At 42.6% G+C, this 22,536-nt stretch carries 21 protein-coding genes; 13 read left to right on the plus strand and 8 right to left on the minus strand.

Annotation, left to right across the window (positions count from 1 at the left end; genetic code table 11):
* Window positions 1-87 precede the first annotated feature (87 nt).
* From IM792_RS03625 to IM792_RS03640, 4 genes are all read left to right on the plus strand, one after another.
* Window positions 88-477, plus strand: coding sequence for a hypothetical protein (locus IM792_RS03625; RefSeq protein WP_194100347.1), 390 nt, complete (start codon window positions 88-90; stop codon window positions 475-477).
* 97 nt (window positions 478-574) lie between these two features.
* Complete coding sequence (locus tag IM792_RS03630; protein WP_194100348.1) at window positions 575-1,720, plus strand: efflux RND transporter periplasmic adaptor subunit; 1,146 nt, start codon at window positions 575-577, stop codon at window positions 1,718-1,720.
* A gap of 88 nt (window positions 1,721-1,808) precedes the next feature.
* Window positions 1,809-4,970 (plus strand): efflux RND transporter permease subunit, encoded by a 3,162-nt coding sequence (locus IM792_RS03635; protein ID WP_194100350.1) that lies wholly within the window; start codon window positions 1,809-1,811, stop codon window positions 4,968-4,970.
* An 18-nt stretch (window positions 4,971-4,988) separates the two neighbouring features.
* On the plus strand, window positions 4,989-6,431 hold the full coding sequence (locus IM792_RS03640; protein ID WP_194100352.1) for an efflux transporter outer membrane subunit: 1,443 nt from the start codon (window positions 4,989-4,991) through the stop codon (window positions 6,429-6,431).
* Window positions 6,432-6,498: 67 nt separating this feature from the next.
* Here the strand turns inward: IM792_RS03640 and IM792_RS03645 are convergent, their stop codons facing one another.
* The 3 genes from IM792_RS03645 to IM792_RS03655 are packed head-to-tail and all read right to left on the minus strand — an operon-like array spanning window position 6,499 to window position 8,414.
* A complete protein-coding gene (locus tag IM792_RS03645; protein ID WP_194100354.1) occupies window positions 6,499-6,951 on the minus strand; it encodes a GNAT family N-acetyltransferase in 453 nt (150 codons plus the stop codon).
* Window positions 6,944-7,912, minus strand: a complete 969-nt coding sequence (locus IM792_RS03650) for an EamA family transporter (protein ID WP_228084919.1) — start codon at window positions 7,910-7,912, stop codon at window positions 6,944-6,946. The genes IM792_RS03645 and IM792_RS03650 overlap by 8 nt, the downstream gene beginning before the upstream one ends.
* Before the next feature lie 25 nt (window positions 7,913-7,937).
* Window positions 7,938-8,414: an Lrp/AsnC family transcriptional regulator gene (locus IM792_RS03655; protein ID WP_194100356.1), complete on the minus strand. Its 477-nt coding sequence runs from the start codon at window positions 8,412-8,414 to the stop codon at window positions 7,938-7,940.
* Window positions 8,415-8,581: 167 nt separating this feature from the next.
* Between IM792_RS03655 and IM792_RS03660 the strand changes: the two genes are divergently transcribed.
* The 4 genes from IM792_RS03660 to IM792_RS03675 all read left to right on the plus strand — a co-directional run bounded on the left by IM792_RS03660 (window position 8,582) and on the right by IM792_RS03675 (window position 11,900).
* Complete coding sequence (locus IM792_RS03660) at window positions 8,582-10,138, plus strand: CotH kinase family protein (protein ID WP_194100358.1); 1,557 nt, start codon at window positions 8,582-8,584, stop codon at window positions 10,136-10,138.
* 138 nt (window positions 10,139-10,276) lie between these two features.
* Entirely contained in the window at window positions 10,277-10,513 is a 237-nt protein-coding gene (locus IM792_RS03665; RefSeq protein WP_194100360.1) for a hypothetical protein, read from the plus strand.
* A 39-nt stretch (window positions 10,514-10,552) separates the two neighbouring features.
* Window positions 10,553-11,644: an AI-2E family transporter gene (locus IM792_RS03670; RefSeq protein ID WP_194100362.1), complete on the plus strand. Its 1,092-nt coding sequence runs from the start codon at window positions 10,553-10,555 to the stop codon at window positions 11,642-11,644.
* 76 nt (window positions 11,645-11,720) lie between these two features.
* Window positions 11,721-11,900, plus strand: coding sequence for a hypothetical protein (locus IM792_RS03675; RefSeq protein WP_194100364.1), 180 nt, complete (start codon window positions 11,721-11,723; stop codon window positions 11,898-11,900).
* Window positions 11,901-11,963: 63 nt separating this feature from the next.
* Here IM792_RS03675 and IM792_RS03680 read toward each other — a convergent pair whose 3' ends face one another.
* From IM792_RS03680 to gatB, 3 genes are all read right to left on the minus strand, one after another.
* Window positions 11,964-12,653 carry a response regulator transcription factor gene (locus IM792_RS03680; protein ID WP_194100366.1) on the minus strand — a complete coding sequence of 230 codons (690 nt, stop codon included), beginning with the start codon at window positions 12,651-12,653 and terminating at the stop codon, window positions 11,964-11,966.
* 95 nt (window positions 12,654-12,748) lie between these two features.
* Window positions 12,749-13,840: a TlpA disulfide reductase family protein gene (locus IM792_RS03685; RefSeq protein ID WP_194100368.1), complete on the minus strand. Its 1,092-nt coding sequence runs from the start codon at window positions 13,838-13,840 to the stop codon at window positions 12,749-12,751.
* A gap of 26 nt (window positions 13,841-13,866) precedes the next feature.
* Window positions 13,867-15,339 carry an Asp-tRNA(Asn)/Glu-tRNA(Gln) amidotransferase subunit GatB gene (gene gatB / locus IM792_RS03690; protein WP_194100370.1) on the minus strand — a complete coding sequence of 491 codons (1,473 nt, stop codon included), beginning with the start codon at window positions 15,337-15,339 and terminating at the stop codon, window positions 13,867-13,869.
* A 113-nt stretch (window positions 15,340-15,452) separates the two neighbouring features.
* On the opposite strand from gatB, the gene coaD reads away from it, so the two are divergent.
* Entirely contained in the window at window positions 15,453-15,914 is a 462-nt protein-coding gene (gene coaD / locus IM792_RS03695) for a pantetheine-phosphate adenylyltransferase (protein ID WP_194100372.1), read from the plus strand.
* On the opposite strand, the gene IM792_RS03700 is transcribed toward coaD, so the two are convergent.
* Entirely contained in the window at window positions 15,889-16,521 is a 633-nt protein-coding gene (locus IM792_RS03700) for an NUDIX domain-containing protein (protein WP_194100374.1), read from the minus strand. The two genes, coaD and IM792_RS03700, sit on opposite strands and share 26 nt — an antisense overlap.
* Here IM792_RS03700 and pyrE point away from each other — a divergent pair.
* The 4 genes from pyrE (at window position 16,520) to IM792_RS03720 (ending at window position 21,208) form a co-directional block, all read left to right on the plus strand.
* On the plus strand, window positions 16,520-17,161 hold the full coding sequence (gene pyrE, locus IM792_RS03705) for an orotate phosphoribosyltransferase (RefSeq protein WP_194100376.1): 642 nt from the start codon (window positions 16,520-16,522) through the stop codon (window positions 17,159-17,161). The genes IM792_RS03700 and pyrE overlap by 2 nt on opposite strands.
* Window positions 17,162-17,174: 13 nt before the next feature.
* Window positions 17,175-17,570: an SRPBCC family protein gene (locus IM792_RS03710; RefSeq protein ID WP_194100377.1), complete on the plus strand. Its 396-nt coding sequence runs from the start codon at window positions 17,175-17,177 to the stop codon at window positions 17,568-17,570.
* Between the two features lie 519 nt (window positions 17,571-18,089).
* Entirely contained in the window at window positions 18,090-19,718 is a 1,629-nt protein-coding gene (locus IM792_RS03715; protein WP_194100379.1) for an ATP-binding cassette domain-containing protein, read from the plus strand.
* Between the two features lie 62 nt (window positions 19,719-19,780).
* Window positions 19,781-21,208, plus strand: a complete 1,428-nt coding sequence (locus IM792_RS03720; protein ID WP_194100381.1) for an AAA family ATPase — start codon at window positions 19,781-19,783, stop codon at window positions 21,206-21,208.
* Here the strand turns inward: IM792_RS03720 and IM792_RS03725 are convergent.
* Window positions 21,205-22,536: a HAMP domain-containing sensor histidine kinase gene (locus IM792_RS03725; protein ID WP_194100382.1), complete on the minus strand. Its 1,332-nt coding sequence runs from the start codon at window positions 22,534-22,536 to the stop codon at window positions 21,205-21,207. The genes IM792_RS03720 and IM792_RS03725 overlap by 4 nt on opposite strands.

A 22,536-nucleotide genomic window follows, 5' to 3' on the forward strand; every position in this document is an offset into this window, starting at 1 on the left:
ATCAATTATTTATCATTTATATAGCGTATTTGTTGCAAACATATTTGAGTTGCCAGCGTTTTTTTGCTAACTTCGTAATTGGAGGTTATGCACAAAAGGTTCGCCTACATATTGTTAGCTGTAGTATGCTGGTTCAGCATCGCTATTGTATTGCCTATTTCCGGCGCACTACTTAAAAACCAATATGTTGTAACGGCTACCAATAATTACGACAATGATCAGGTAAGTGCCGACCACATCAGCACCGTTTGTAATGACGATGCTTCCGAATCTACCAATCAAAAAAGGCTTGTCGCCCGTTTCCGTGTTCGCTTTTTAGTGAACCGTTCATTTGAACTTAATGCTGTCCAGCCAACAGGCGGAATTATCCCCGGTTTTATATCGGCACATATAAAGCATTTATTTACACGTTATTCAGTACGTAAAGCCACATTGCCGGCTTATTACGGTTTTCTCTTCAGGCTCAGTCCATTCTAATACTGTTTCTTTTTCTATCCACTAACGGTTTTGCCGCTGGTGTGCTTTGTTTTGCGCTTATGCGCGTAGTTTTTATACCAACTTTACAATCCAAACAATGAAAAAGATTAAAGTTTTAGGCTATGCTATAGCCATTTCCGCGGCGGCATTCGCTGTCACGGGTTGCTCTTCAAGTGCCGCTACAGATGAGAGTGCGGAAAATACCGACACGCTTCAGTACCCTGTAATGACTTTGAAGACCACAGATACCGTACTCAAAAAATCATATGTTGCCGATATCCAGGCACATAAAAATGTAGAGATCAGGGCCCGTGTAAAAGGTTTCCTTGAAAAAATATATGTTGATGAAGGTAAACCGGTTAAAAAAGGTCAGCTTTTATTTAAAATTAACGATCAGGAATTTAAGGTAGAACTCTCAAAGGCTAAAGCAGCACTAAGCAATGCCATGGCCGATGCCAAGGCTACCGAGCTGGAAGTTGATCGTGTGAAAATGCTGGTTGAAAAAAAGGTGATCTCTAAATCAGAACTGGAAGTAGCGCAATCAAAATTAACAGCAGATAAGGCAACTATTGATGAAGCACGTTCTATGGTGCAAAGTGCGCAAAATCAGGTTACCTATACCCAAGTGCTTGCGCCTTACGACGGTATAATTGACCGTATACCACTAAAATCGGGTAGTTTGATTGATGAGGGTACGTTACTCACCAGCCTGTCAGATATTAGCTCTATGTACGCTTACTTTAGTTTTCCTGAAAATGAGTACCTGCGCTATGTGCGTACCATGAAAACCTCGCCTGATAAAACAAGCAGCCAGGTCACATTGGTATTGGCCGATGGTGTAGAGTTCCCTCAAAAGGGGCAGATAGAAACCGTTGAGAGCGAAATAGAGCAAACTACAGGTTCAATAAACTTCCGTGCACGTTTCCCTAATCCACAGGGTTTATTAAGGCACGGCGCTACCGGTAAACTATATATTTCTACAAAGGCCGAAAAAGTGGTTATGATACCACAGCAATCGGTATTTGATATTCAGGATAAGAGTTATGTTTACGTGGTTGATAAGGATAACAAACTGCACATGCAGGCGTTTACCCCGTTAACCCGTTTTTCTCATTACTACATTGTAAAGGATGGCCTAAAACCGGGTGACAACATCCTGTACGAAGGCACACAAAACGTACGCGACGGAATGGTGATAAAACCAAAACAAGTTGCTAAGGATGCTTTGATTGCAATGCAATAAGCAAAGCATCCGGTGCTATAATTTGTATTTGCGCCCTTTGTTAAAAAGGTGCGCCTGAGTTTATTGTGTACATCTTTCTGAAACTGATATGTTTGAAACCTTTATAAAGCGGCCTGTGCTGTCGCTTGTTATATCCCTTATAATTACATTATTGGGTGTGCTGGCCCTGGTTACGCTGCCGGTTACCCAGTTTCCTGATATTGTGCCGCCATCGGTTACGGTAACCGCCAATTATACCGGTGCCAATGCCGAGGTTTGTGCCAAAGCCGTAGCTACACCGCTTGAGCGGGCCATTAACGGTGTGCCGGGCATGACGTATATGTCCAGCGTGTGTAGTAACGACGGATTAACCGTTATCCAGATCTATTTTAACGTAGGAATTGACCCTGATCAGGCCGCGGTAAACGTGCAGAACCGTGTGTCGACCATTATAGATGAGATGCCCGAGGAGGTGATCAAGGCAGGTGTTACCACCGAAAAGGAGGTAAACAGTATGCTGATGTACCTCAACATCATGAGTGATGATAAAAATATGGATGAGAAATTCATTTATAACTTCACTGATATTAACGTATTGCAGGAGCTTAAGCGTATTGATGGGGTAGGTCGTGCCGAGATAATGGGTGCCAAAGAATACTCGATGCGTGTATGGCTTAAGCCTGATAAAATGATGGCCTACAAGGTATCAACCGATGAGGTTATCGATGCTATCCGTGCGCAAAACGTTGAGGCTGCTCCGGGTAAAACAGGCCAAAGCTCTGATAAATCTCCACAGATGCTGCAATATGTACTGCGCTATCCGGGTAAGTTTTTTGATCCGAAACAATACGAGAACATTGTTATTCGTGCCGATGAAGGCAGCGCTGTGCTGATGCTGAAAGAAGTAGCAGATGTGGAGTTTGGCTCGCTTACCTATAGCATGGTATCAAATACCGATGCCCGCCCGTCTGCCTCTATCATGATCAAGCAAAGGCCAGGTTCGAACGCGCGAGATGTAATTAATAACATCAAAAGCCGTATGGCTGAGCTGAAGGAAACATCTTTTCCAACGGGTATGACATACAACGTGAACTATGATGTATCCCGCTTTTTAGATGCATCGATACATGAGGTATTACGCACATTGGTTGAAGCCTTCCTGCTGGTGTTTGTTGTGGTATATATCTTTTTGCAGGATTTCCGGTCTACATTGATACCTGCGCTGGCAGTACCTGTAGCCTTGATAGGTTCACTGTTTTTTATGCAGATGCTGGGTTTCTCCATCAACCTGTTAACACTGTTTGCATTAGTACTGGCCATTGGTATTGTGGTTGATAACGCCATTGTGGTGGTTGAGGCCGTCCACGTAAAAATGACCGAAGAACATTTAAGCCCTATGGATGCCACCATTAGTGCCATGCGCGAGATAAGCGGGGCGATTGTTGCCATAACCCTCGTTATGTCGGCCGTGTTTGTGCCGGTGGCGTTCATGTCGGGGCCTGTGGGGGTGTTTTACAGACAGTTCTCGTTAACGCTGGCTATATCCATTGTTATATCGGGTGTAAACGCGTTAACCTTAACCCCTGCGCTTTGTGCTTTAATGCTGAAGCATAATCATGTTCCGCAGAAAAAAAGCTTCGTTCAAAAGTTCTTCGCGGGCTTTAATAAGCGCTATGATGGTTTGCAAAACCGTTATGCTAAATGGATGAATTATCTGTCGCCACGTAAGGGCTTAACGCTTATTATACTGGCTGGTTTCTTCATCCTTACCTGGGGAACTAACGCCATATTGCCAACAGGCTTTATCCCGACAGAGGATCAGGGTATGCTATACGTAAACGTAACCACCCCTGCGGGTGCCACCGTTGAACGTACTGAGCAGGTTTTGAAGCAGGTTGAAGCGCAAACCAAATCTATCAAATCAATCGAGTCGGTATCAACGCTGGCAGGTTATAGTTTGGTGAATGAGATAGCCGGTGCATCATACGGCATGGCCATGATCAGCTTAAAGCCATGGGAGGAGCGTGAGGAATCATTAACAGATGTTATCAAATTACTGGAGGAGAAAACCCGTAACATCAGCGATGCTTCGATACAATTTTTCCCGCCGCCTACGGTACCGGGTTTTGGTAATGCCAGCGGTTTTGAAATACGTATGCTTGACCGTAGCGGTCGTGGCGACTTGCAAAATGCGGCTACAGTGACGCAGAAGTTTGTAAAGGCCCTGAATGACGCGCCCGAGATTGTAGGATCATTCACCAGTTTCGATCCTAACTTTCCGCAGTATATGATCACTGTTGATCAGCAAACGGCGGCTAAAAAAGGTATCACAATCGATAAAGCTATGTCGACCCTGCAAACGCTGATGGGTAGCTATTATGCCTCGAACTTTATCCGTTTCGGGCAAATGTATAAGGTGATGGTGCAGGCTGCGCCCGAGTATCGTTCTAAGCCTGAAGATGTGCTTAATCTGCAAGTAAAGAACAATAAAGGCGAGATGGTACCATTTGCCACATTCATCAAGATGGAAAAGGTATTCGGGCCGGAGCAGCTAACCCGTTATAACATGTACACCTCGGCCATGATAACGGGTGATGCCGCGCCGGGCTATAGTAGTGGTGATGCATTGAAAGCCATCCAGCGGGTAGCTGATGAAACCTTGCCAAAAGGCTTTGAATTTGAATGGTCGGGCATGACGCGTGAGCAGATACTATCCGGCGATCAGGCCATTTACATATTCGCTATATGTTTGGTGTTTGTGTACTTATTGCTTGCCGCGCAGTATGAGAGCTTCCTGCTACCACTTCCGGTTATCCTGTCATTACCTACAGGTATTTTCGGTGCGTTCTTCTTCCTCAAAATATGCGGATTGGAGAATAATATTTATGCCCAGGTAGCGCTTGTAATGCTCATCGGTTTATTAGGTAAAAACGCTATCCTTATCGTAGAGTTCGCCATTCAGCGCCAAAAACAAGGGTTGACCGTTGTTAAGGCCGCTATTGAAGGTGCCGTATCCAGGCTTCGCCCGATATTGATGACCTCACTGGCATTCATCGCCGGTTTAATACCCCTATGTATAGCCAGCGGTGCGGGTGCTATGGGGAACCGTTCAATCGGTACGGCATCAGCAGGGGGTATGCTTTTAGGTACCATCTTCGGGTTGGTGCTTATACCAGGGCTGTATGTAATATTCGCCTCAATGGCCAATCGCGGTAGCAAAAAGCAAGAAAAAGTAGAGCACGCTGAAATGCTCGACCCAATCAATCACTAAAATTTAAGAGATCAAAAAATGCTTAAAAAAGCAAATCAATATATTATACCTGTAGCTTTTGCAGCCGTGTGTTTTGCCGGTTGTAAAAATTACAAGGCTACAACGGCCGAGGCCAACATCAAAATGCCCGATACATTTACGGGCAGCGCCGATACAACCAGTATAGCCAAGCTGCCATTAAAGGAGTTTTTTACCGATCAGAACCTGATAAACCTGATCGACTCAGCACTTGGCTCCAACCCTGATATTTTGACCGCCTTGCAGCGTGTTGAGGTTGCCCGTGCCAATGTGCGCTTTAATGCCTCAAGGTTATTGCCGCAAATAAATGCCACCGCTAATGCCGGGGTTGAAAAATATGGCGACTACACGCAAAACGGAGTAGGTAACTACGATACCAATTTTTCGCCCAACATTAACGACAAGCAACGCATCCCTGACCCGGTGCCTAATTATTTTCTGGGTTTTCAAACCTCGTGGGAAGTTGATCTGTGGGGTAAGCTGAGTAATCAGAAAAAGGCTGCCTATGCCCGTTTTTTGGCAAGCCAAAGCGGTTACAGGTTGGTAATAACATCGTTGACGGCACAAATAGCACAATCATACTATCAGTTGCTGGCGCTTGATACCGAGCTGAAGATCATCAAAAAGAACATCGGTTTACAGGATAAGGCTTTAGAGATCGTCAAGATACAAAAGCTGGGTGGCCGTGCTACCGAGCTGGCTGTACAACAGTTTCAGGCGCAGTTGCTGCGTACCAAAAGCTTGGAGTACAGCACCCGCCAACAAATAAAGGAAACCGAGAATCAGCTGAATTTTTTAACCGGCAATTTTGATAAACCAATCAGTCGGGATACTTCGATAAACACAGCTACATTGCCGGGTGTATTATCTGCCGGTGTGCCAAGTCAGTTATTGTTGAACAGGCCTGATGTGCAGGCGGCTGAGTTGGAATTAGCGGCCATGAATGCCGATATAAAAACTGCCCGTCGCAGCTTTTTGCCATCTTTGACACTTACACCTTATGTGGGTTACAATGCATTCAAATCATCATTGTTGTTTGATCCGGGGAGTTTAACATGGGGTGTCTTAGGTGGACTTACCGCGCCGATATTCAATCGCAAGGCCCTGAAAGCCGATTTGGAACGTACCATAGCCGAGAGCAAGGTAGCGGTTTACAACTATCAAAAAACCATACTTTCCGGCTTTCAGGAAGTGAGCAACGGCTTAAATGGCATTGAAAATTATAACAAGTTTTACCAGTTGAAACAGGAAGAATTGAAATCGCTTAACAATGCCTTGTCAGTAGCTAATGACCTTTATCTGGTTGGCCGTGCTAACTATTTAGAGATCATTACCGCCCAACAAAGTGTGTTGGAGGCCGAACTTGATCTGGCTAATACTAAACGAAATATATTCTTGAGCGCCGTTAATCTCTACCAGGCGGTAGGGGGAGGCTGGCGCTAAGTAAGGTTTTTTTTATCTGTGTGTTTTTTGTAAATGATAAGTGCCGCTGCAAAGCGGCATTTGTCGTTTACAGCGATTTTTTGAGGATGAGAGTATCGCTATTAGTATCCTGTTTTATAAAGCCAAGTTTTTCAACAAGTTTTATGGCGGCGATATTATCAGGTGTGGTTACACCGTATATGGTTTTAACGTCAATGGAATTTTGTGCGTAATTTAGTACAAGTTCAAATGCTTCACGCATGTAACCTTGGTGTTGATAGGCTGGCAGTAGTGAGCCACCTATTTGTATCTCATTATGCTCTGTATCAAAATGATGTAATGCGCAATCGCCAATTATTATATCCTTGTTGCTGATCAATCTGATACCCCATACGATATTGCAGGCCGAAATTATCCTGTTGGTGAAATCGGTAGCTGTTTCATTGGCTAATATGGCATCGGTATGCTCATAAAGCTTGTAATAAGCTTCAGCATCCTGATCGGTAAGCGGCACTAATATTAATCGGTCTGATCTAAGCACTGGCGCAGTTTTGTTCGGTAATAACATCAACCGGCTGTTTGGCCTTGCGGTATTTAGCCAGGTTGATCAGTAATACACTGCTCAAAATAATTACCAGGCCACCTATCTGTAAGGTAGTGATCTGCTCATGCGCGAATAATATGCCTAACAGTACTGCTATAACAGGGTTAACATAAGCATACGTACTTACCTGCGTAGCTGGCCGAACTTTCAGTAACCACACGTAGGCGCTGAATGCTACTATCGAACCAAATACAACTAAATAAGCCACCGCCCACCATGATGTCGCTGGAATTGAACTCCATTGCAGGCCGTTGAATTCATTATGAGCTATGCTGCATGGTATAAAGGCTACACCCGCGGCCAGCATTTGCCAGGTAGTATTTACTGTAGTTGATGTGCCTGAAGCTTTATATTTTGAATACAAAGAACCTGCCGACCATATTATCGAGCCCACCACCAATATACCCATATAAGGTAGTTTTGATGCTCCATGCGAGTGTATGGCGCTGCTTAACTGCTCGCCGAACAGCATTACAACACCGCCAAAACCTATCAGTAACCCCATGATTGTTGATAGGCTTTTCAGGTTTTCCTTCCAGTGAGAGGCATCCAGCAGCACGAACCATATAGGCGCAGCCGATACCAATATGGCCGATACCGCGCTTGGTACTTCCAGTTCGCCCAAAATAAGCGCCCCCGTACCGCCAAAAAGCAGCAGCAAGCCACTGATCATGGCATGTTTGTTTTGTTTAAAGTCCCAAACCTTTTCGCCGGTTATTATGCACCATATCAGCATTATGGTACCGGCCAATAAAAAGCGGGCGGCTCCCAAAAAAAAGGGCTGCATGCCTTGAAGGGCTAATTGTATAAAGAAATATGTTGAGCCCCATACAATGTATACCAATGCAAAGGCTACAATAACCATTATGGTTGATGGCTTGTTTTGTGAGGTTGACATAGATATTGGTGTTTAAAGTATTGTATTAAGCTTCGGGTATTACCAGTTGCTGTTGTTCTTTCACGGTTTCGAGCACTATGGTAGTGCGGGTGCTCACTATGTTGGGTATTTTGCTTAGGTGGTTACGCATAATATTCATCAACGATGCAGAATCATAAGTACGAACCTTTACCAAATAGCAATCATCACCGGCAACATGGTGAACTTCCTGCACCTCGGGTATTGCCGCCAGATGCTTGGTTGCCTCAATGTTAGCCGGGCCTTCGTTTGCTTTGATAGATATAAAGGCCAGCAAGTTCTGTTTCAATGCCGACGGATTGATAGCCGCGGTATATTGTTTTATTACCTGCTTCTGTTCCAGTTTCTTAACTCTTTCGAGCACACCGGATGGCGCCATGCCCACTTCGCGCGCAATATCAGCGTTTGAAATACGTGCGTTTTCCTGCATTAAGCGAATAATATGCAGATCGGTTTTATCAAGAATCAGATCGTTTTCTAACATAATTCTCAAATATAAACACTAATCAGAATAAAATTCAAAAATAATACAAATTAAATGAATTTAATTCTTTGTGTGATCTGATAAATATTTATGAATATTATTTCATTGCCAACATATATATTTGAAAAACCAATTAATATTTTCTTAACAACCAATTAATACACCTAATGATTAAAAGATTTACTTTTTGCTTTATTGTAGCGATAGCTGTGTGGAGTTGTAAAACAACCAAGGAAACCGACCCTATCCCCGAACCTGTACCCGAGAAGGTTGACACTGTGATGCTTACCTCGGTGATTATCGAAGCCAAAAACAACCCCGATCTTTTGACTACCGATGTTAAGGCAACCATAAAGGATAATGAAATAACAGCCCTTATCCCATCCATTAAAAACAGCCGGAAGCTTGTAGTTACATTCACAACAAAAACGGCCGGCACCGTTGTTAAGGGGAATGATACCTTATTAGTAAGCGGCACTACAAAAACTGATTTTACAAAATCGGTTACCTACTCGCTTACTACACCCAAGGGTTTAACCCGCGATTATAAATTCAAGGTTCAGAATTTCACAGGCATACCAATTTTTTACCTCACTACTACAGCGCCTGTTGACTCAAAGGATTATTACGTAAATGGCACGTTGGTAATAAATACCAATGGCGAGTTTGAGCAGGAGAAACTAACCATACCACTACAAATTAAGGGTAGGGGTAATTCAACCTGGGGGCATCCTAAAAAACCTTATCGCTTAAAGTTTACTGATAAGGCAGCTGTGCTGGGCATTGGCGCGGCTAAGAATTGGGTTTTACTGGCTAATTACTCCGACAAAACATTGATGCGTACCAGCCTTGCTTTTAGCCTGGGTAAAAAGCTGGGTGTTGGCTTTACGCCCGATAGCCGTTTTGTAGAAGTGGTTATGAATGGTGAATACATAGGTAGTTACCTGCTCACCGAGCAAGTTGAGGTTCACGAGAACCGGGTGAACATCCCCGAACTTAAAAAAGGCGATGTATCCGACGATAAGATTACCGGTGGTTACCTGCTCGAGTGGGATCAGCGTTTGGATGAAGCATTTTGGTTCCGTACCTCGCACGACATTCCTTTCACATTGAAATCACCGTCGGATATTCCTGAAGCGCAATTCAATTACATTAAGGGTTACGTACAGCAAACCGAAGATGCCATTTTTGCTGATAATTTTGCTGATGCAAACGAGGGTTATGCTAAGTACATAGATGTAAACTCGTTCGTTAATTACTTTATAGTTCAGGAGTTGATGAAGAACCAGGACGCGAAGGATTTTAGCAGCATATTTTTTTATAAGGACAGGGGCGGTAAGCTAACGCTTGGTCCGCTGTGGGATTTTGACCTCGCCATTGGTAATGTCGATTATTCGGAGGCTACACAACCAACAGGTTGGTGGGTTAAGGATGGGCCTTGGTACTCACGGTTGTTTGAGGATGCCACTTTCCGCAAAAAAGTTAAAGACCGCTGGAACCAGATCAAAGGCAATGAAATAAAGGGGGTATATACTGATATTGATAGTAATTATAAGTATATCAATCTATCGCAACAACAAAACTTTAAGCGCTGGCCAATACTAAATGAGTACGTATGGCCTAATCCGTTGATATTAGGAACCTACAACAATGAGGTGGCTCAGATAAAAAAATGGCTTAACACCCGTGTAGCCTGGATGGATGTTGAGATAAACAGATGGTAGGCGATTATTGAATTGATGGCTGCGCCGCAATAAATGTTATGAATACATTAATAAAATTTATAATAATTTATTAAAATGTTAAAACCATTTGCTATATTTATATGTTACTATCCTTACACACTAAATTTTTGAGTACTTATGAATACCGAATTGTTACTAAACCCTATAATGTTTGTAGCAACTTATTGGGGAGCGCCAGCTTTCATAAAAGTTATCCAGGATGGAGATATGTTTGATCTTTCGATAAACGATCAGCATATGGCCAAACTTTCGTACACTAATGAACAGGAATTAACGGATACAGAGGAGCGCTTAAGCGGTTCGGAGATGCTTAAAGAGGTATCGCGTCGCATTCGCGAAAGCCTGGTAGCGTAGTTAACTTAAACTTTATCACAATATGCTTGTTGTTTTGCCATGGCTAAACTTCAACGTAGTGTACTTGTACTTTTTCTTTTATTTCTGCTTATCAGCGGGCTGTATTTCGCGAAAGAGTTTTTAGTTCCTATCACCATATCGGGATTGTTTGCCATGTTGTTTATCGGCTTCAGCAATTACCTCGAAGGCAAAGGTGCATCCCGTGGCTTTTCGGCGTTTCTGTCGGTCTTTACACTGGTTTTTTCGGTTGGAATTATTCTTTACTTGCTATCAATTCAATTAAGCGAATTTGCCAGCGATGTTGATGTAATGAAACAGCGCCTGGCCGAAATGCTCTTAAATGTCAAGCAATGGCTCAATAATAAGGTAGGTATATCCATTAAACAACAGGAGGATCTGCTGAAACAACAAACACAATCAGGCGGGGCAGGTAATGCAGGTAGTATGGCAGCCGTGGTGGCCAGTTCAATAATGGGTGTTGCTGTAAATTTAGTGCTGGGTTTAGTGTATATGTTCCTGCTGTTGTATTATCGTAGTCATATCAAAAAATTCATACTCAAAATAGTACCTGATGAACAACTGAAACGCACGGATGAAGTAGTGCATGAATCGGCCCGCGTAGCACAAAAATATTTGAGTGGCTTAAGTTTGATGATCGTGATGTTGTGGATACTATACGGCATAGGTTTTAGTATTGTAGGGGTGGAGAATGCCATATTTTTTGCCGTACTATGCGGATTGCTGGAGATAATACCCTTTGTGGGCAACGTTACCGGTACATCGCTTACTGTGCTGGCGGTAGTGGTACAAGGCGGCGATGGGGGCATGGTAGCCGGTGTATTGGGTACTTATTTTTTAATACAATTTACGCAGACTTATATATTGGAACCTTTGGTAGTAGGCGAGCAGGTTAGTGTTAACCCGCTGTTTACTATAATAGCCATTGTGTTGGGCGAATTGATTTGGGGCGTGCCAGGAATGATTTTGGCCATACCCTGCATCGGTATCATAAAAATTATTTGCGATAATGTGCCCGAACTTAAACCCTATGGTTTCCTGATCGGCTCGCAAGGTAAAAAGTCGAATACCGGTATATTAGATAAGATCAGATCCATTTTTAAAAAGAATTAGCGGTATAGTTATTGTTTCACCTAAACTGATAGCGTATTGACCAACAATGCGCAATGTTAAACTAAATACCACAGTTATGAAAAAGGGACAGGATTTAAGAAACAGCGGAAACTTTCAGGGAAATTCCATTGCCGACAGGGCTTTCACCAATAGCAGGGAGGTAGCCAAATCAAAAGGAATTACCAACGGCGGGGCACAACGGTCAGACCAAACATCTAACAGAGATAACCTCCGTAAGTACGAGAATAAACACTAATAACAAATAATGCCCCACCAAACGGTGGGGCATTATAATATAATAAGTTAAAATATCGCTTAACTAAGCGCCGAATTTATAACCTACACCTTTTACGGTTGAGATGTATTCTTCGCCTAATTTTTCGCGTAGTTTGCGTATGTGAACGTCAATTGTACGGTTGGTAACGATAACCGAATCTTCCCAAATATTTTTTAATATCACCTCGCGGGTATAAACTTTGCCCGGTTTTGATGCCAGCAGGTAAAGCAGTTCAAATTCCTTTTTAGCAAGAACTATCTTTTCGCCGCTTTTAAATACCAGGTAAGCCTCACGGTCAATCACAAGGTCTTCTATCTCCAGTTTGTTGTCAACTACTTCTTCGGCAGGAGCGTTGCGTCGTAAAATAGCGTTAATGCGGCTTACCAAGGCACGTGGCTTAATAGGTTTGGCTATGTAATCATCAGCGCCAACGTTAAAACCTGCAATTTCAGAGTATTCTTCGCTACGGGCGGTTAAAAATACCATAAAGGTATTTTTAAACTCAGGCATGGTACGCATAATGCGACAGGCCTCGATACCATCCATCTTAGGCATCATAATATCAAGTACTATCAAATCGGGTAGGGTTCTTTTAGCCTCGGTAACAGCCTCCTGGCCATTATGTGCCAAAAACACCTGGTAACCTTCTTTTTTTAAATTGTACTCTATCAGCTCTAATATATCCGGTTCGTCATCAACAATAAGAATTTTCTGTTTAGTAGCGTAGCTCATCAGGTTAAATTTTTGCTATAAAAGTATACGCTTAATTATAGTAAATGGTTAATGTAATATTAATTAATTGTTAAGCGTTACTTTGGTTTAACAATTTATTGAGGCTTGCTAAAAGTTTTCTTTAAAAATTCTTCAAGTTGAGGGCCGGTAATATTCTTGGCAACAATAACTCCGTTAGGGTCAATTATAAAGTTTGATGGTATGGCCGTGATCTGATACATACGTTCAACAGGGCCTTCAAATCCTTTTAAATTTGAGGCATGCGCCCAGGTTAAACCATCCTTTTTAATAGCGGCTTGCCATTTGGCTTTATCATCATCAAGAGATACGCCCAATATATTCAGGCCTTTTGATTTATACAGATTGTATTGTTTAACCACGTTCGGATTTTCCTGGCGACATGGCGCACACCATGAGGCCCAAAAGTCTATCATCAGGTATTTGCCTTTATAATCAGCCAGGCTGATGTTTTTACCATCAATATTAGGTATAGTAAAATCCTGTGCTTTTTGACCTACAGATACGGGCTTAATAGCTATCATTTGCGCAACGAAACGCTGAATGATGGGATTGTCCTTAAATTTATCTTTTATGGCCTCAGCATAAGCTATTAGCTGTTGTTCGTAAGTACGTGGGTCGACAGAGGTTGCGGCGTAAAATCCGGCTAATGAACTTTTGTTGGCATCCGCAAAATCCATAGCTGCTTTATTATAATCAGCTAAATTTTTCAGGAATGCAGGGCGATAGATGTTCAACAACGAATCAGACTGTTTGCCCAGCGCCTGAGATTTTGCTTCGAATTCCTCAGATAATTTGGTGTTGCGCTCAGCAAAAACACCTGTTTTTTGGTGGAACTCCTTTAGCTTTTCCGATTCTTCTGAACCCTTTATTTCGTAGCCATTTTTGGTATCGGCAGCTTTAAAGGTTATTTCCTCGCCATTTTTCGCGATCAGGTCGTACTCATTTTCGCCAACTTTTAAGCGGTAAAATGCCGCGTATGGCGATATGCCTTTTACCTCGAACTTACCATCCTGTATGGTGGCCGAATCAACCGGGCGCAGCTCGGTGCTATCCATTTGTAACAGCTGAACTTGTTTGGCATCGCCGGGATTTTTGATCTCGCCGGTAACGGTGAATGATGCTGAATCTTTATTACTACAGGCAAACATAAATAATGTGCCTGCCATTAGTGTATATTGTGCTAAACGGAATTTCATTTACTTGCTTCTAATTGCTTTATCAATAACTGGTTAGTTTTTTGCGGGTCTATCTTACCCTTTGAGCGTTTCATAACCTCGCCCATAAATAAACCCAAAACGCCTTTTTTACCCTTATGGTATTCCTTTACCTTGTCAGGATACTTGGCCAGCGCTTCGCGGATGAATTCTTCAACCTCATTACCATCGGCAGTAATAAGCAGGTTAAGTTCCTGTGCTAATTGCGCGGCTTTTTTGGCTGGTTGCTCAAGCAGGGCAGGGAATAGCTTATGCGCGGCAACAGTATTGTTTATTTTACCTTGTTCTATCAACTCAATAATACCGGCAATATGCTCAGGCGTTACGGCCAAAGTGCTAATTGAATGCCCTTTCTCGTTAAGGTATGATTTTACGGGGCCCATTAACCAGTGCGCGGCCGCTTTGTAGTTGGTGGTCTTTTGCGTTAACTGCTCAAAAAATAAAGCCACATCATGGTCGGCGGTAAGTACACCAGCATCATAATCACTTAAGCCAAGCTCGTTAACATACCTGTTATATAACTGTTGCGGCAGAGCTGGGAGTTGGGCTCGTATTTGCTCCACATAATCCTCGGTTAAAACCAGCGGTTGCAAGTCAGGCTCCGGGAAATAGCGGTAATCATTAGCCATTTCTTTGCTACGTAATACTGATGTTTCACCGGTATCAGCATCAAAATTCAAGGTGTTTTGGTCGATATGGCCACCAGCCTCAATAACACTTATCTGGCGTGCGAATTCATGCTCGATAGCGCGCTGCACATTACGGATAGAGTTCAGGTTTTTCACCTCGCAACGGTTGCCATATTCGGTTTGCCCATGTAAGCGTACCGATATATTGGCATCGCAACGCATACTGCCTTCTTCCATATTGCCATCGCAAATATTCAGGTAGCGCAATAATCGGCGAACCTCGGTCAAAAACTGACCGGCTTCCTCAGCGCTGCGAAGATCGGGTTGTGTTACTATCTCTAATAAAGGCACACCGGCACGGTTAAGGTCAATCAAAGAGTCGGTATGGTGCCCATCGTGCGAACTTTTACCGGCATCTTCTTCCATGTGGATATGGTGCAGGGCAACATTTTTACTTGACCCATTGCTTAGTTTTACCTGCACATAACCGCCCAGGCATATTGGTGCCTGATCCTGCGAGATTTGATACCCTTTGGGCAGATCGGCATAAAAATAATTTTTACGGGCGAATGAGTTGTGTTTATTGATAGCGCAATTACAGGCCAAACCCATTTTTACGGCATATTCAACCGCGGTTTTATTAGTAAAAGGCAATGTACCCGGATGCCCTAATGATACCATACTGATATGGTGGTTGGGCTCGGCACCGAATGCTGCTGAATCAGCCGAAAACATTTTGCTTTGTGTAGATAGCTGGGCATGAACCTCTAAACCAACTACCAGCTCGTATTTATCGCTCAGGCCGTCTGTAAAACTCGTCATATATTATTTAGTATACCGGTGGCAAAAAGCCAAATATATAAAGTTAATATCATACTTGGCCTTAAATGCAATTTCAATAACCCGTTTCGCATTTTTTTATCATCTTTACTACCATGAATATCGCCCTGTTTCCCGGTTCGTTTGATCCTGTAACCAAAGCTCACGTTGATATTGTTAAACGCTCAGTAGGCCTGTTTGATAAGGTTTATATAGGCATAGGCGTAAACAGCAGCAAACAAAGTTTTTTAAGTATCGAAAAAAGGCAGGAAATGCTAAGGGCCGTATTTGCTGATCAAGCTAAAATAAATATTGTAGCCTATGAAGGCCTTACGGTTGATTTTTGCCGCAGCATTGATGCCAACTACATGATCAGGGGGATACGTACTGTGTCCGACTTTGAGTACGAAAAGGCCATAGCCCAAATGAACCACACCCTGGCGCCTGATATTGAGAGCATTTTTATTGTAAGCAAGCCAGGTCACTCGGCCATAAGCTCAACCATAGTGCGCGATGTTTTGCGCCATGGGGGAGATATAAGCCAGTTCATCCCTAAAGAAGCACTGGCCTTTCTTTAACCAATTTTGTTTTTACCAGCACATCAATAATTGATGGAAAAGTATTTTGCAATATAGTATCAACCTGGTTCTTTTTAAACCAGCGTACATCGGTAATGCCTTCCTCTTTTTGTGGCTTAAGCTTTTCGTTGCCCTTATGTTTCATGGCATACCAATGTGTTTTCTTTAAAACCACCTGGCGTTTTATGGTATACACATGATAGGTTTTGCAGATCTTATCGCCCAGCTTGCTTACCGTAATGCCGCATTCTTCTTCTACCTCACGTACGGCACCTTCCTTACGGCTCTCATCTTTTTCGAGTTTGCCTTTGGGCAGATCCCATTTATCGTTACGATAGATGAATAAATAGTTACCCTCATCATTCTTTACTAAGCCACCCGCAGCCTCTATCAGCGTAATGCTTTTCTCTACATTCCTGATAAATTCCTTAGCATCCTCACACACCACATAAAACTGGCCTATGTTGTATTTGAGTATCTTTGGATAGATTGTTTTCAGATTAAAGGTTTGACCGTCAATTAATTGATGGTTCTCTACATTCTCGGGGGCTTTTTCTGTTATCAGAATAACCTTTTCGTTAATATAAATTCTGTATTTTTGGGCCATGTTTAATTATACTGAGACGGAACAGCAGGTAGCCGAATTCCTGTTGCAAATTAAAGCAATTAAATTACAACCTAACAATCCTTTTACATGGGCGTCGGGCTGGAAATCGCCAATTTATTGTGATAATCGTATTACATTGTCACATCCGTCAATTCGTACCTACATCCGGCAAAGACTTTCAGCGTTAATTCAGGAAGAATTTGGCGCTGTTGGTTGCATAGCCGGTGTTGCAACGGCAGGTATTCCGCAAGGCGCTTTAGTAGCGCAGGAGTTAGGTTTACCATTTGTTTATGTTAGAGCCAAGGCCAAAGAGCATGGTCGTGGTAATTTGATTGAGGGTGATGTACTTACCGGTAAAAGGGTAGTGGTTATCGAGGATCTGATATCAACCGGCAAAAGCAGCTTGCAGGCTGTTGAGGCTTTACGCGATGCTGAATATGATGTAGCCGGCCTTGCCGCTATTTTTAGCTATGGCTTTGATGTAGCAACCGAAAATTTTAAAGAAGCACGCTGCCCGTTCTTCACATTATCAAACTACGGGGCACTGTTAAAATATGCCGAAGAACATCAGTACATTTTACCTGCTGATGTAGAATTGTTAAAGCAATGGCGTAGTAACCCTGAAAACTGGGGACAATAAGAAATTTTTATATATGACCGTTTTTGAAAGCGTAGTACATGTTGAAAGGCCCGTGGCCGAACTATTTGCTTTTTTAAGCGATATGAATAACCATCAGCAGTTGATGCCGCCACATATTCAGAATTGGCGCTCAACCGCTGATGAGATCAGCTTCAGCATACAAAACATGGCCAACCTGCGCCTTGTTGTTGATCACCGCATCGAAAATACCGAGATCAGTATCACGACCGTAGACCAGCCGCCATTTAAAGTTAATTTTAAATGGTTACTCGCGCAGGAGGCAGGGTATACCAGTGTACAGTATACCATTACCGCTGAACTTAATATGATGATGAAAATGTTTGCTTCGGGGCCGTTACAAAAACTGGCTGATCACGAAACTACCGCGTTAGCGGCACTATTTTCATAATTGGTTTGTTATTAATAAAGGCCTCTGTGCGAGGTTGACTTACGTGATAGTACCAACAATACGTTGACAACTACCAAACCTATAATTAAAGCTACCATAACGTTAATATTAAAAAATCTGCTAAAAAAATTAATTACTGCTTATAGGTCAAAGCTTGTTCCAAATTGTAAGTAAAAGTTAAATCGGTTTATAATTACTGTTATAACGCCCAATATGTGCATTTAGTTTCGCAAAATGTCGATTTTAAGTCATTTAAGCACTATAATTCAACTTTTGGTTGTGAAATATTTTCCCACATCGGGGAAGTTTGAGGTATAGTAAAAATTAAGAAATTCCCCATTTTTTAATTTTTAAATAAATTAAAGATGCTTTACCCAATAAGCATTCAAAAAACGCTGTAAAACGTTATCAAATACTTAAAAATTAAGTAATTAATAATTGTTAATAACCGCCTTGTTTGGCAATAACTTTTTAGTTGCATTAATTAACCGTATTTTTGCGCCAAATAAAGGCGCATACATGATCACAGTATCAAATTTAACTTTACGGTACGGCAAACGTACATTATTTGAGGATGTAAATCTGAAGTTTACCCGCGGCAACTGCTATGGTATAATAGGAGCGAACGGTGCAGGTAAATCAACATTCTTAAAAATACTTTCAAAAGAGGTTGACCCAACTACAGGCTCAGTAAGTTTTACTCCCGGCGAACGCATGGCGGTATTAAAACAGAACCACTACGAGTTCGACGAATTCCCGGTGATCGAAACCGTGCTGATGGGCCACAAGGAGATGTATGCCGTAATGAAGGAGAAGGATGCCATTTACCTTAAAGAAGACTTTAGCGATGCTGATGGCGAGCGTGCCGGTGAACTGGAAAACTTGTTTGCCGAAATGGATGGCTGGAATGCCGAAAGTAATGCGGCTACCTTATTAAGCAACCTCGGCATAAAAGAGGATCTGCATCATAAACTGGTAAAAGAACTTGATGGTAAGCAAAAAGTACGTGTGTTATTAGCACAGGCGCTTTTTGGTAACCCTGATATATTGCTGCTGGATGAGCCTACCAACGATTTGGATATTAACACCGTGAGTTGGTTAGAGGATTTCCTTGCGGGATATGAGGCTACGGTACTTGTAGTATCGCACGACAGGCACTTCCTGGATTCGGTGTGTACCCACGTGGTAGATATTGATTATAGCAAGATGACCATTTACACTGGTAACTATACCTTCTGGTACGAATCGAGCCAGTTAGCGGCCAAGCAACGCGCCGATCAGAACAAAAAATTGGAAGATCGTGTGAAGGAGTTACAGGAGTTCATCCGTCGTTTTAGCGCCAACGCATCCAAATCAAAACAGGCAACCAGCCGTAAAAAAGCGTTGGATAAGATCAACCTTGACGAAATACAACCATCAAACCGTAAATATCCGGGAATTATATTCAATAACCTTGGTCGTGAGGCGGGTGACCAGATATTACAGGTTGAAAAATTGGGCAAGTCTGTTAACGGTGAAGTGTTGTTCAACGATGTATCGTTCATGGTTAACAAGGGCGATAAGATCGCTATCCTGTCGCAAAACAGCTTGGCAACAAGCGCATTTTATGATGTGTTAACCGGCAGAACTGCCGATTTTACAGGTAGCTTTAAATGGGGCGTAACTATCAGCACGGCTGATATTCCGATCGAAAATGCCGAGTACTTTGAAGGCAAGAACGAAAACCTGATCGACTGGCTGCGTGAATACTCACCGGGCGAAAAGGATGATCAGTTTATCCGTGGTTTCCTTGGTCGTATGCTTTTCAGTGGCGAGGAAGTACTTAAAAAATGTAACGTACTATCAGGTGGCGAAAAAATGCGTTGTATGTTCAGTCGTATGATGTTGCAGCATGCCAACGTACTGCTGTTTGATGAGCCCACCAACCACCTTGACCTGGAATCGATCACGGCGTTGAACAATGGTATCCGCGATTTCCGTGGTACGGTATTGTTCACCTCACGAGATCATGAGTTGGTTGAAACTGTTGCCAACCGTATCATCGAAATAACTCCTGGTGGTGTTATTGATAAGCTGATGACCTATGATGAATACATCAACAGCGAAGCCGTTAAAAAACAACGCGAAGAATTATACGCTACAGCGTAATTAAATACAAGCATTAATTAAACCCTGCCGGTAACCCGCGCAGGGTTTTTATATTTGTTACTGTGTCGTCAATAGAAAATATCCGTAAAGCATTCCCCCATGAACCTACTGAGCAGCAATATGAGCTATTCGGCGTGTTGCATCGCTTTTTGCTGAGCGATGATGGCGACGAGTGCTTTATTATGAAAGGATACGCCGGTACTGGTAAAACCACCATTTTAGGCGCGCTGGTAAAGGCTCTACGCAGCTACAACTACAAGTTCGTGCTGTTGGCGCCTACGGGGCGTGCGGCAAAGGTGATAACGGGTTACTCGGGGCGAAAAGCGTTTACTATCCACAAGCGTATCTATCGTAAAAAATCGGCTTTAAATGTTGATGAAAGCTTTAGCCTGGCCGAGAACATGGCAAGCAATACCATATTTATTGTTGATGAGGCTTCCATGATATCTGACGAGTTGAACGGCAATAACCGTGAAACTTTGTTGAATGACTTGGTTAGATACGTTTATAATACCAACAATTGCAAACTAATGCTGGTTGGTGATACGGCCCAGCTTCCGCCTGTTGGTTCTATGGAAAGCCCGGCATTGGATGTGGAGTTAATGAGGGGGCAGTACGGATTAACCATATTCAGTTATGAACTTACGGATGTACTCCGCCAGCAAAAAAACTCGGGTATATTGTATAATGTAACCAACGTGCGTAACCAAATACGATTGGAAGATACCCAGATGCCCCACATTGTTACCAAAGGCTATAAGGATGTTTTTAGAATGGGGAGCGATAGGTTGGAGGATGGCCTTAACTACGCCTACAGTAAATACGGGCACGAGAGCACGCTGATCATCTGCCGGTCAAACAAAAATGCCAACCTGTATAACCGGCAAATACGTGCCCGCATATTATGGCGCGAAGAAGAACTTACCGGCGGCGACCAGATAATGGTAGTGAAGAACAACTATTTTTGGCTGAACGATAAGGAGGAGGGAAGTACAGGTTTTATTGCCAATGGCGATATTGCCCGTATACGTAAGGTGCGTGGTATTGAAGAAATGTACGGCTTTCGTTTCGCTAACGTGCAACTGGAATTTATTGATTATGCCGAAGACCCGATAGTTGATTGTAAGGTGTTGTTAGACACACTCTATTCCGAATCTCCGGCACTGCAATCAATCGACCAAAAGCGCTTTTACCTGGAGGTAATGAAGGATTATGTGCACCTGCATGGCAAACGTGCACAGCACGAGGAACTAAAACTCAACCCATATTACAATGCCCTGCAAATTAAGTTCGCTTACGCTATAACCTGCCATAAAGCGCAAGGCGGCCAATGGCCGGCCGTATTTGTTGATCAGGGTTTTTTAACTGAGGAAATGGTAAATATGGATTTTCTCCGCTGGTTCTATACGGCCTGCACCCGCGCGACCGATGAACTTTATCTAGTCAACTTTAACGAAAAGTTTTTTGGCGGAGAGCCGGTTAGCGATTAGTTGCTTACGGGCAGATTGATAATAAAGGTTGATCCTTTACCAACTATACTTTCCACTACTATCTTCCCCTTGTGTTTTTCAACTATTTGTTTTACAATGCTTAAGCCTAAACCGGTTGATTGTTCGCCACGTAAACCGTTACGACCTGCTTTTGAGAAACGATCAAAAATAAGTGGTAATATCTCTTTCGGAATACCCACACCATGATCTTTTACCCCTATCTGTAATTGCTTGTCGCTTGCCCCAAGGGTTATATCTATGGTATCAGCATCCTTTGAAAATTTGGCGGCATTACTAATCAGGTTATCTATCACCCGCTGAAATTTCTCGGTATTTATATCAGCAAAAGCATTTGTTGGCGATGAGGTGAATATAACCTTATTAGGTATGCTTGCCGAGCTGTTCCATCCATCTGCCAGGCGTTTTAAAAAGCCGTTTAGTTCTACCCGGTTAACTACAAGTTCATCAGTATTATCATTCCGTGCGGTTTCTAACAGATCGTTAATAATGCTGCGGGCCTTCTCGCACGATTGTTTTACCATGTCGATGTTCTCGCGCATGTCGTCGTCGGGTTCATCAAGTTCCATCAGCATCGTGATAGATTCAATAGCCGCTATCGGGTTACGCAGATCATGTGCTACAGTGCCCAGCACTTCGGTTTTAAAATTGCTGGCTTGTTCAATTTCGCGGTTCTTTTTATTGATCTCAACCAACTGTAAAAAATGGTTGGCTTTGTAGGTATAATTATATCTCGATATAAAAAAGAAACCGGTTAGCAGTATACAGCATATCAGCTCGTTATATAATATCTCGGTACTGCTGTTTGATAACGATGCAAGCGTTAAGGTGAATACTATGCCGGTGGTTAGCGTAATAAACATGGTTTGCCCAAACTCAAACACGCAGATTATGCCCATAACCGTTAAAGCTATCATAAAACCTATCAGGTTATCACTGGGTATGTAGGTTACAATAAAGCTTGATGCCATTCCGCTGAAAATAATATACAACGCGAACATTATTGTAAATATGGACATGGCTATTGTTGACTTATGGCTAACCCTTATCTTATTATAAAACCAAGTAACCACAAAATAAAATACAGGGCATAGTATAACATTTACCCAAACGCTCATGCTAAACTCAGGGAAGTTGTGGGCGTGTGTTATTTTATCAGGAAATACTGAAAGGAAAATTCTGAACAATAAGTTGAGCGCAAAAAATATAAGGCAGAGCATCTTTATGCTCTTAAGGTTTTGCAGCATGTAATAGTTACGGAACTCCGCACGACTTTTTACAGCTACCGTACTGGTGATGTCAGGGTTCAA

The sequence above is a fragment of the Mucilaginibacter sp. JRF genome (assembly GCF_015223065.1).
Lineage (GTDB): Bacteria > Bacteroidota > Bacteroidia > Sphingobacteriales > Sphingobacteriaceae > Mucilaginibacter.

What these genes read in the sequence shown, in the direction of transcription:
- gatB (WP_194100370.1), bottom strand. Translation starts at nt 15,339, where the DNA reads ATGACGAGTTTTACAGACGGCCTGAGCGATAAATACGAGCTGGTAGTT.
- IM792_RS03625 (WP_194100347.1), top strand. Translation starts at nt 88, where the DNA reads ATGCACAAAAGGTTCGCCTACATATTGTTAGCTGTAGTATGCTGGTTC.
- pyrE (WP_194100376.1), top strand. Translation starts at nt 16,520, where the DNA reads ATGTTTAATTATACTGAGACGGAACAGCAGGTAGCCGAATTCCTGTTG.
- coaD (WP_194100372.1), top strand. Translation starts at nt 15,453, where the DNA reads ATGAATATCGCCCTGTTTCCCGGTTCGTTTGATCCTGTAACCAAAGCT.
- IM792_RS03660 (WP_194100358.1), top strand. Translation starts at nt 8,582, where the DNA reads ATGATTAAAAGATTTACTTTTTGCTTTATTGTAGCGATAGCTGTGTGG.
- IM792_RS03715 (WP_194100379.1), top strand. Translation starts at nt 18,090, where the DNA reads ATGATCACAGTATCAAATTTAACTTTACGGTACGGCAAACGTACATTA.
- IM792_RS03670 (WP_194100362.1), top strand. Translation starts at nt 10,553, where the DNA reads ATGGCTAAACTTCAACGTAGTGTACTTGTACTTTTTCTTTTATTTCTG.
- IM792_RS03675 (WP_194100364.1), top strand. Translation starts at nt 11,721, where the DNA reads ATGAAAAAGGGACAGGATTTAAGAAACAGCGGAAACTTTCAGGGAAAT.
- IM792_RS03655 (WP_194100356.1), bottom strand. Translation starts at nt 8,414, where the DNA reads ATGTTAGAAAACGATCTGATTCTTGATAAAACCGATCTGCATATTATT.
- IM792_RS03710 (WP_194100377.1), top strand. Translation starts at nt 17,175, where the DNA reads ATGACCGTTTTTGAAAGCGTAGTACATGTTGAAAGGCCCGTGGCCGAA.
- IM792_RS03680 (WP_194100366.1), bottom strand. Translation starts at nt 12,653, where the DNA reads ATGAGCTACGCTACTAAACAGAAAATTCTTATTGTTGATGACGAACCG.
- IM792_RS03640 (WP_194100352.1), top strand. Translation starts at nt 4,989, where the DNA reads ATGCTTAAAAAAGCAAATCAATATATTATACCTGTAGCTTTTGCAGCC.
- IM792_RS03630 (WP_194100348.1), top strand. Translation starts at nt 575, where the DNA reads ATGAAAAAGATTAAAGTTTTAGGCTATGCTATAGCCATTTCCGCGGCG.
- IM792_RS03650 (WP_228084919.1), bottom strand. Translation starts at nt 7,912, where the DNA reads ATGTCAACCTCACAAAACAAGCCATCAACCATAATGGTTATTGTAGCC.
- IM792_RS03700 (WP_194100374.1), bottom strand. Translation starts at nt 16,521, where the DNA reads ATGGCCCAAAAATACAGAATTTATATTAACGAAAAGGTTATTCTGATA.
- IM792_RS03685 (WP_194100368.1), bottom strand. Translation starts at nt 13,840, where the DNA reads ATGGCAGGCACATTATTTATGTTTGCCTGTAGTAATAAAGATTCAGCA.
- IM792_RS03665 (WP_194100360.1), top strand. Translation starts at nt 10,277, where the DNA reads ATGAATACCGAATTGTTACTAAACCCTATAATGTTTGTAGCAACTTAT.
- IM792_RS03635 (WP_194100350.1), top strand. Translation starts at nt 1,809, where the DNA reads ATGTTTGAAACCTTTATAAAGCGGCCTGTGCTGTCGCTTGTTATATCC.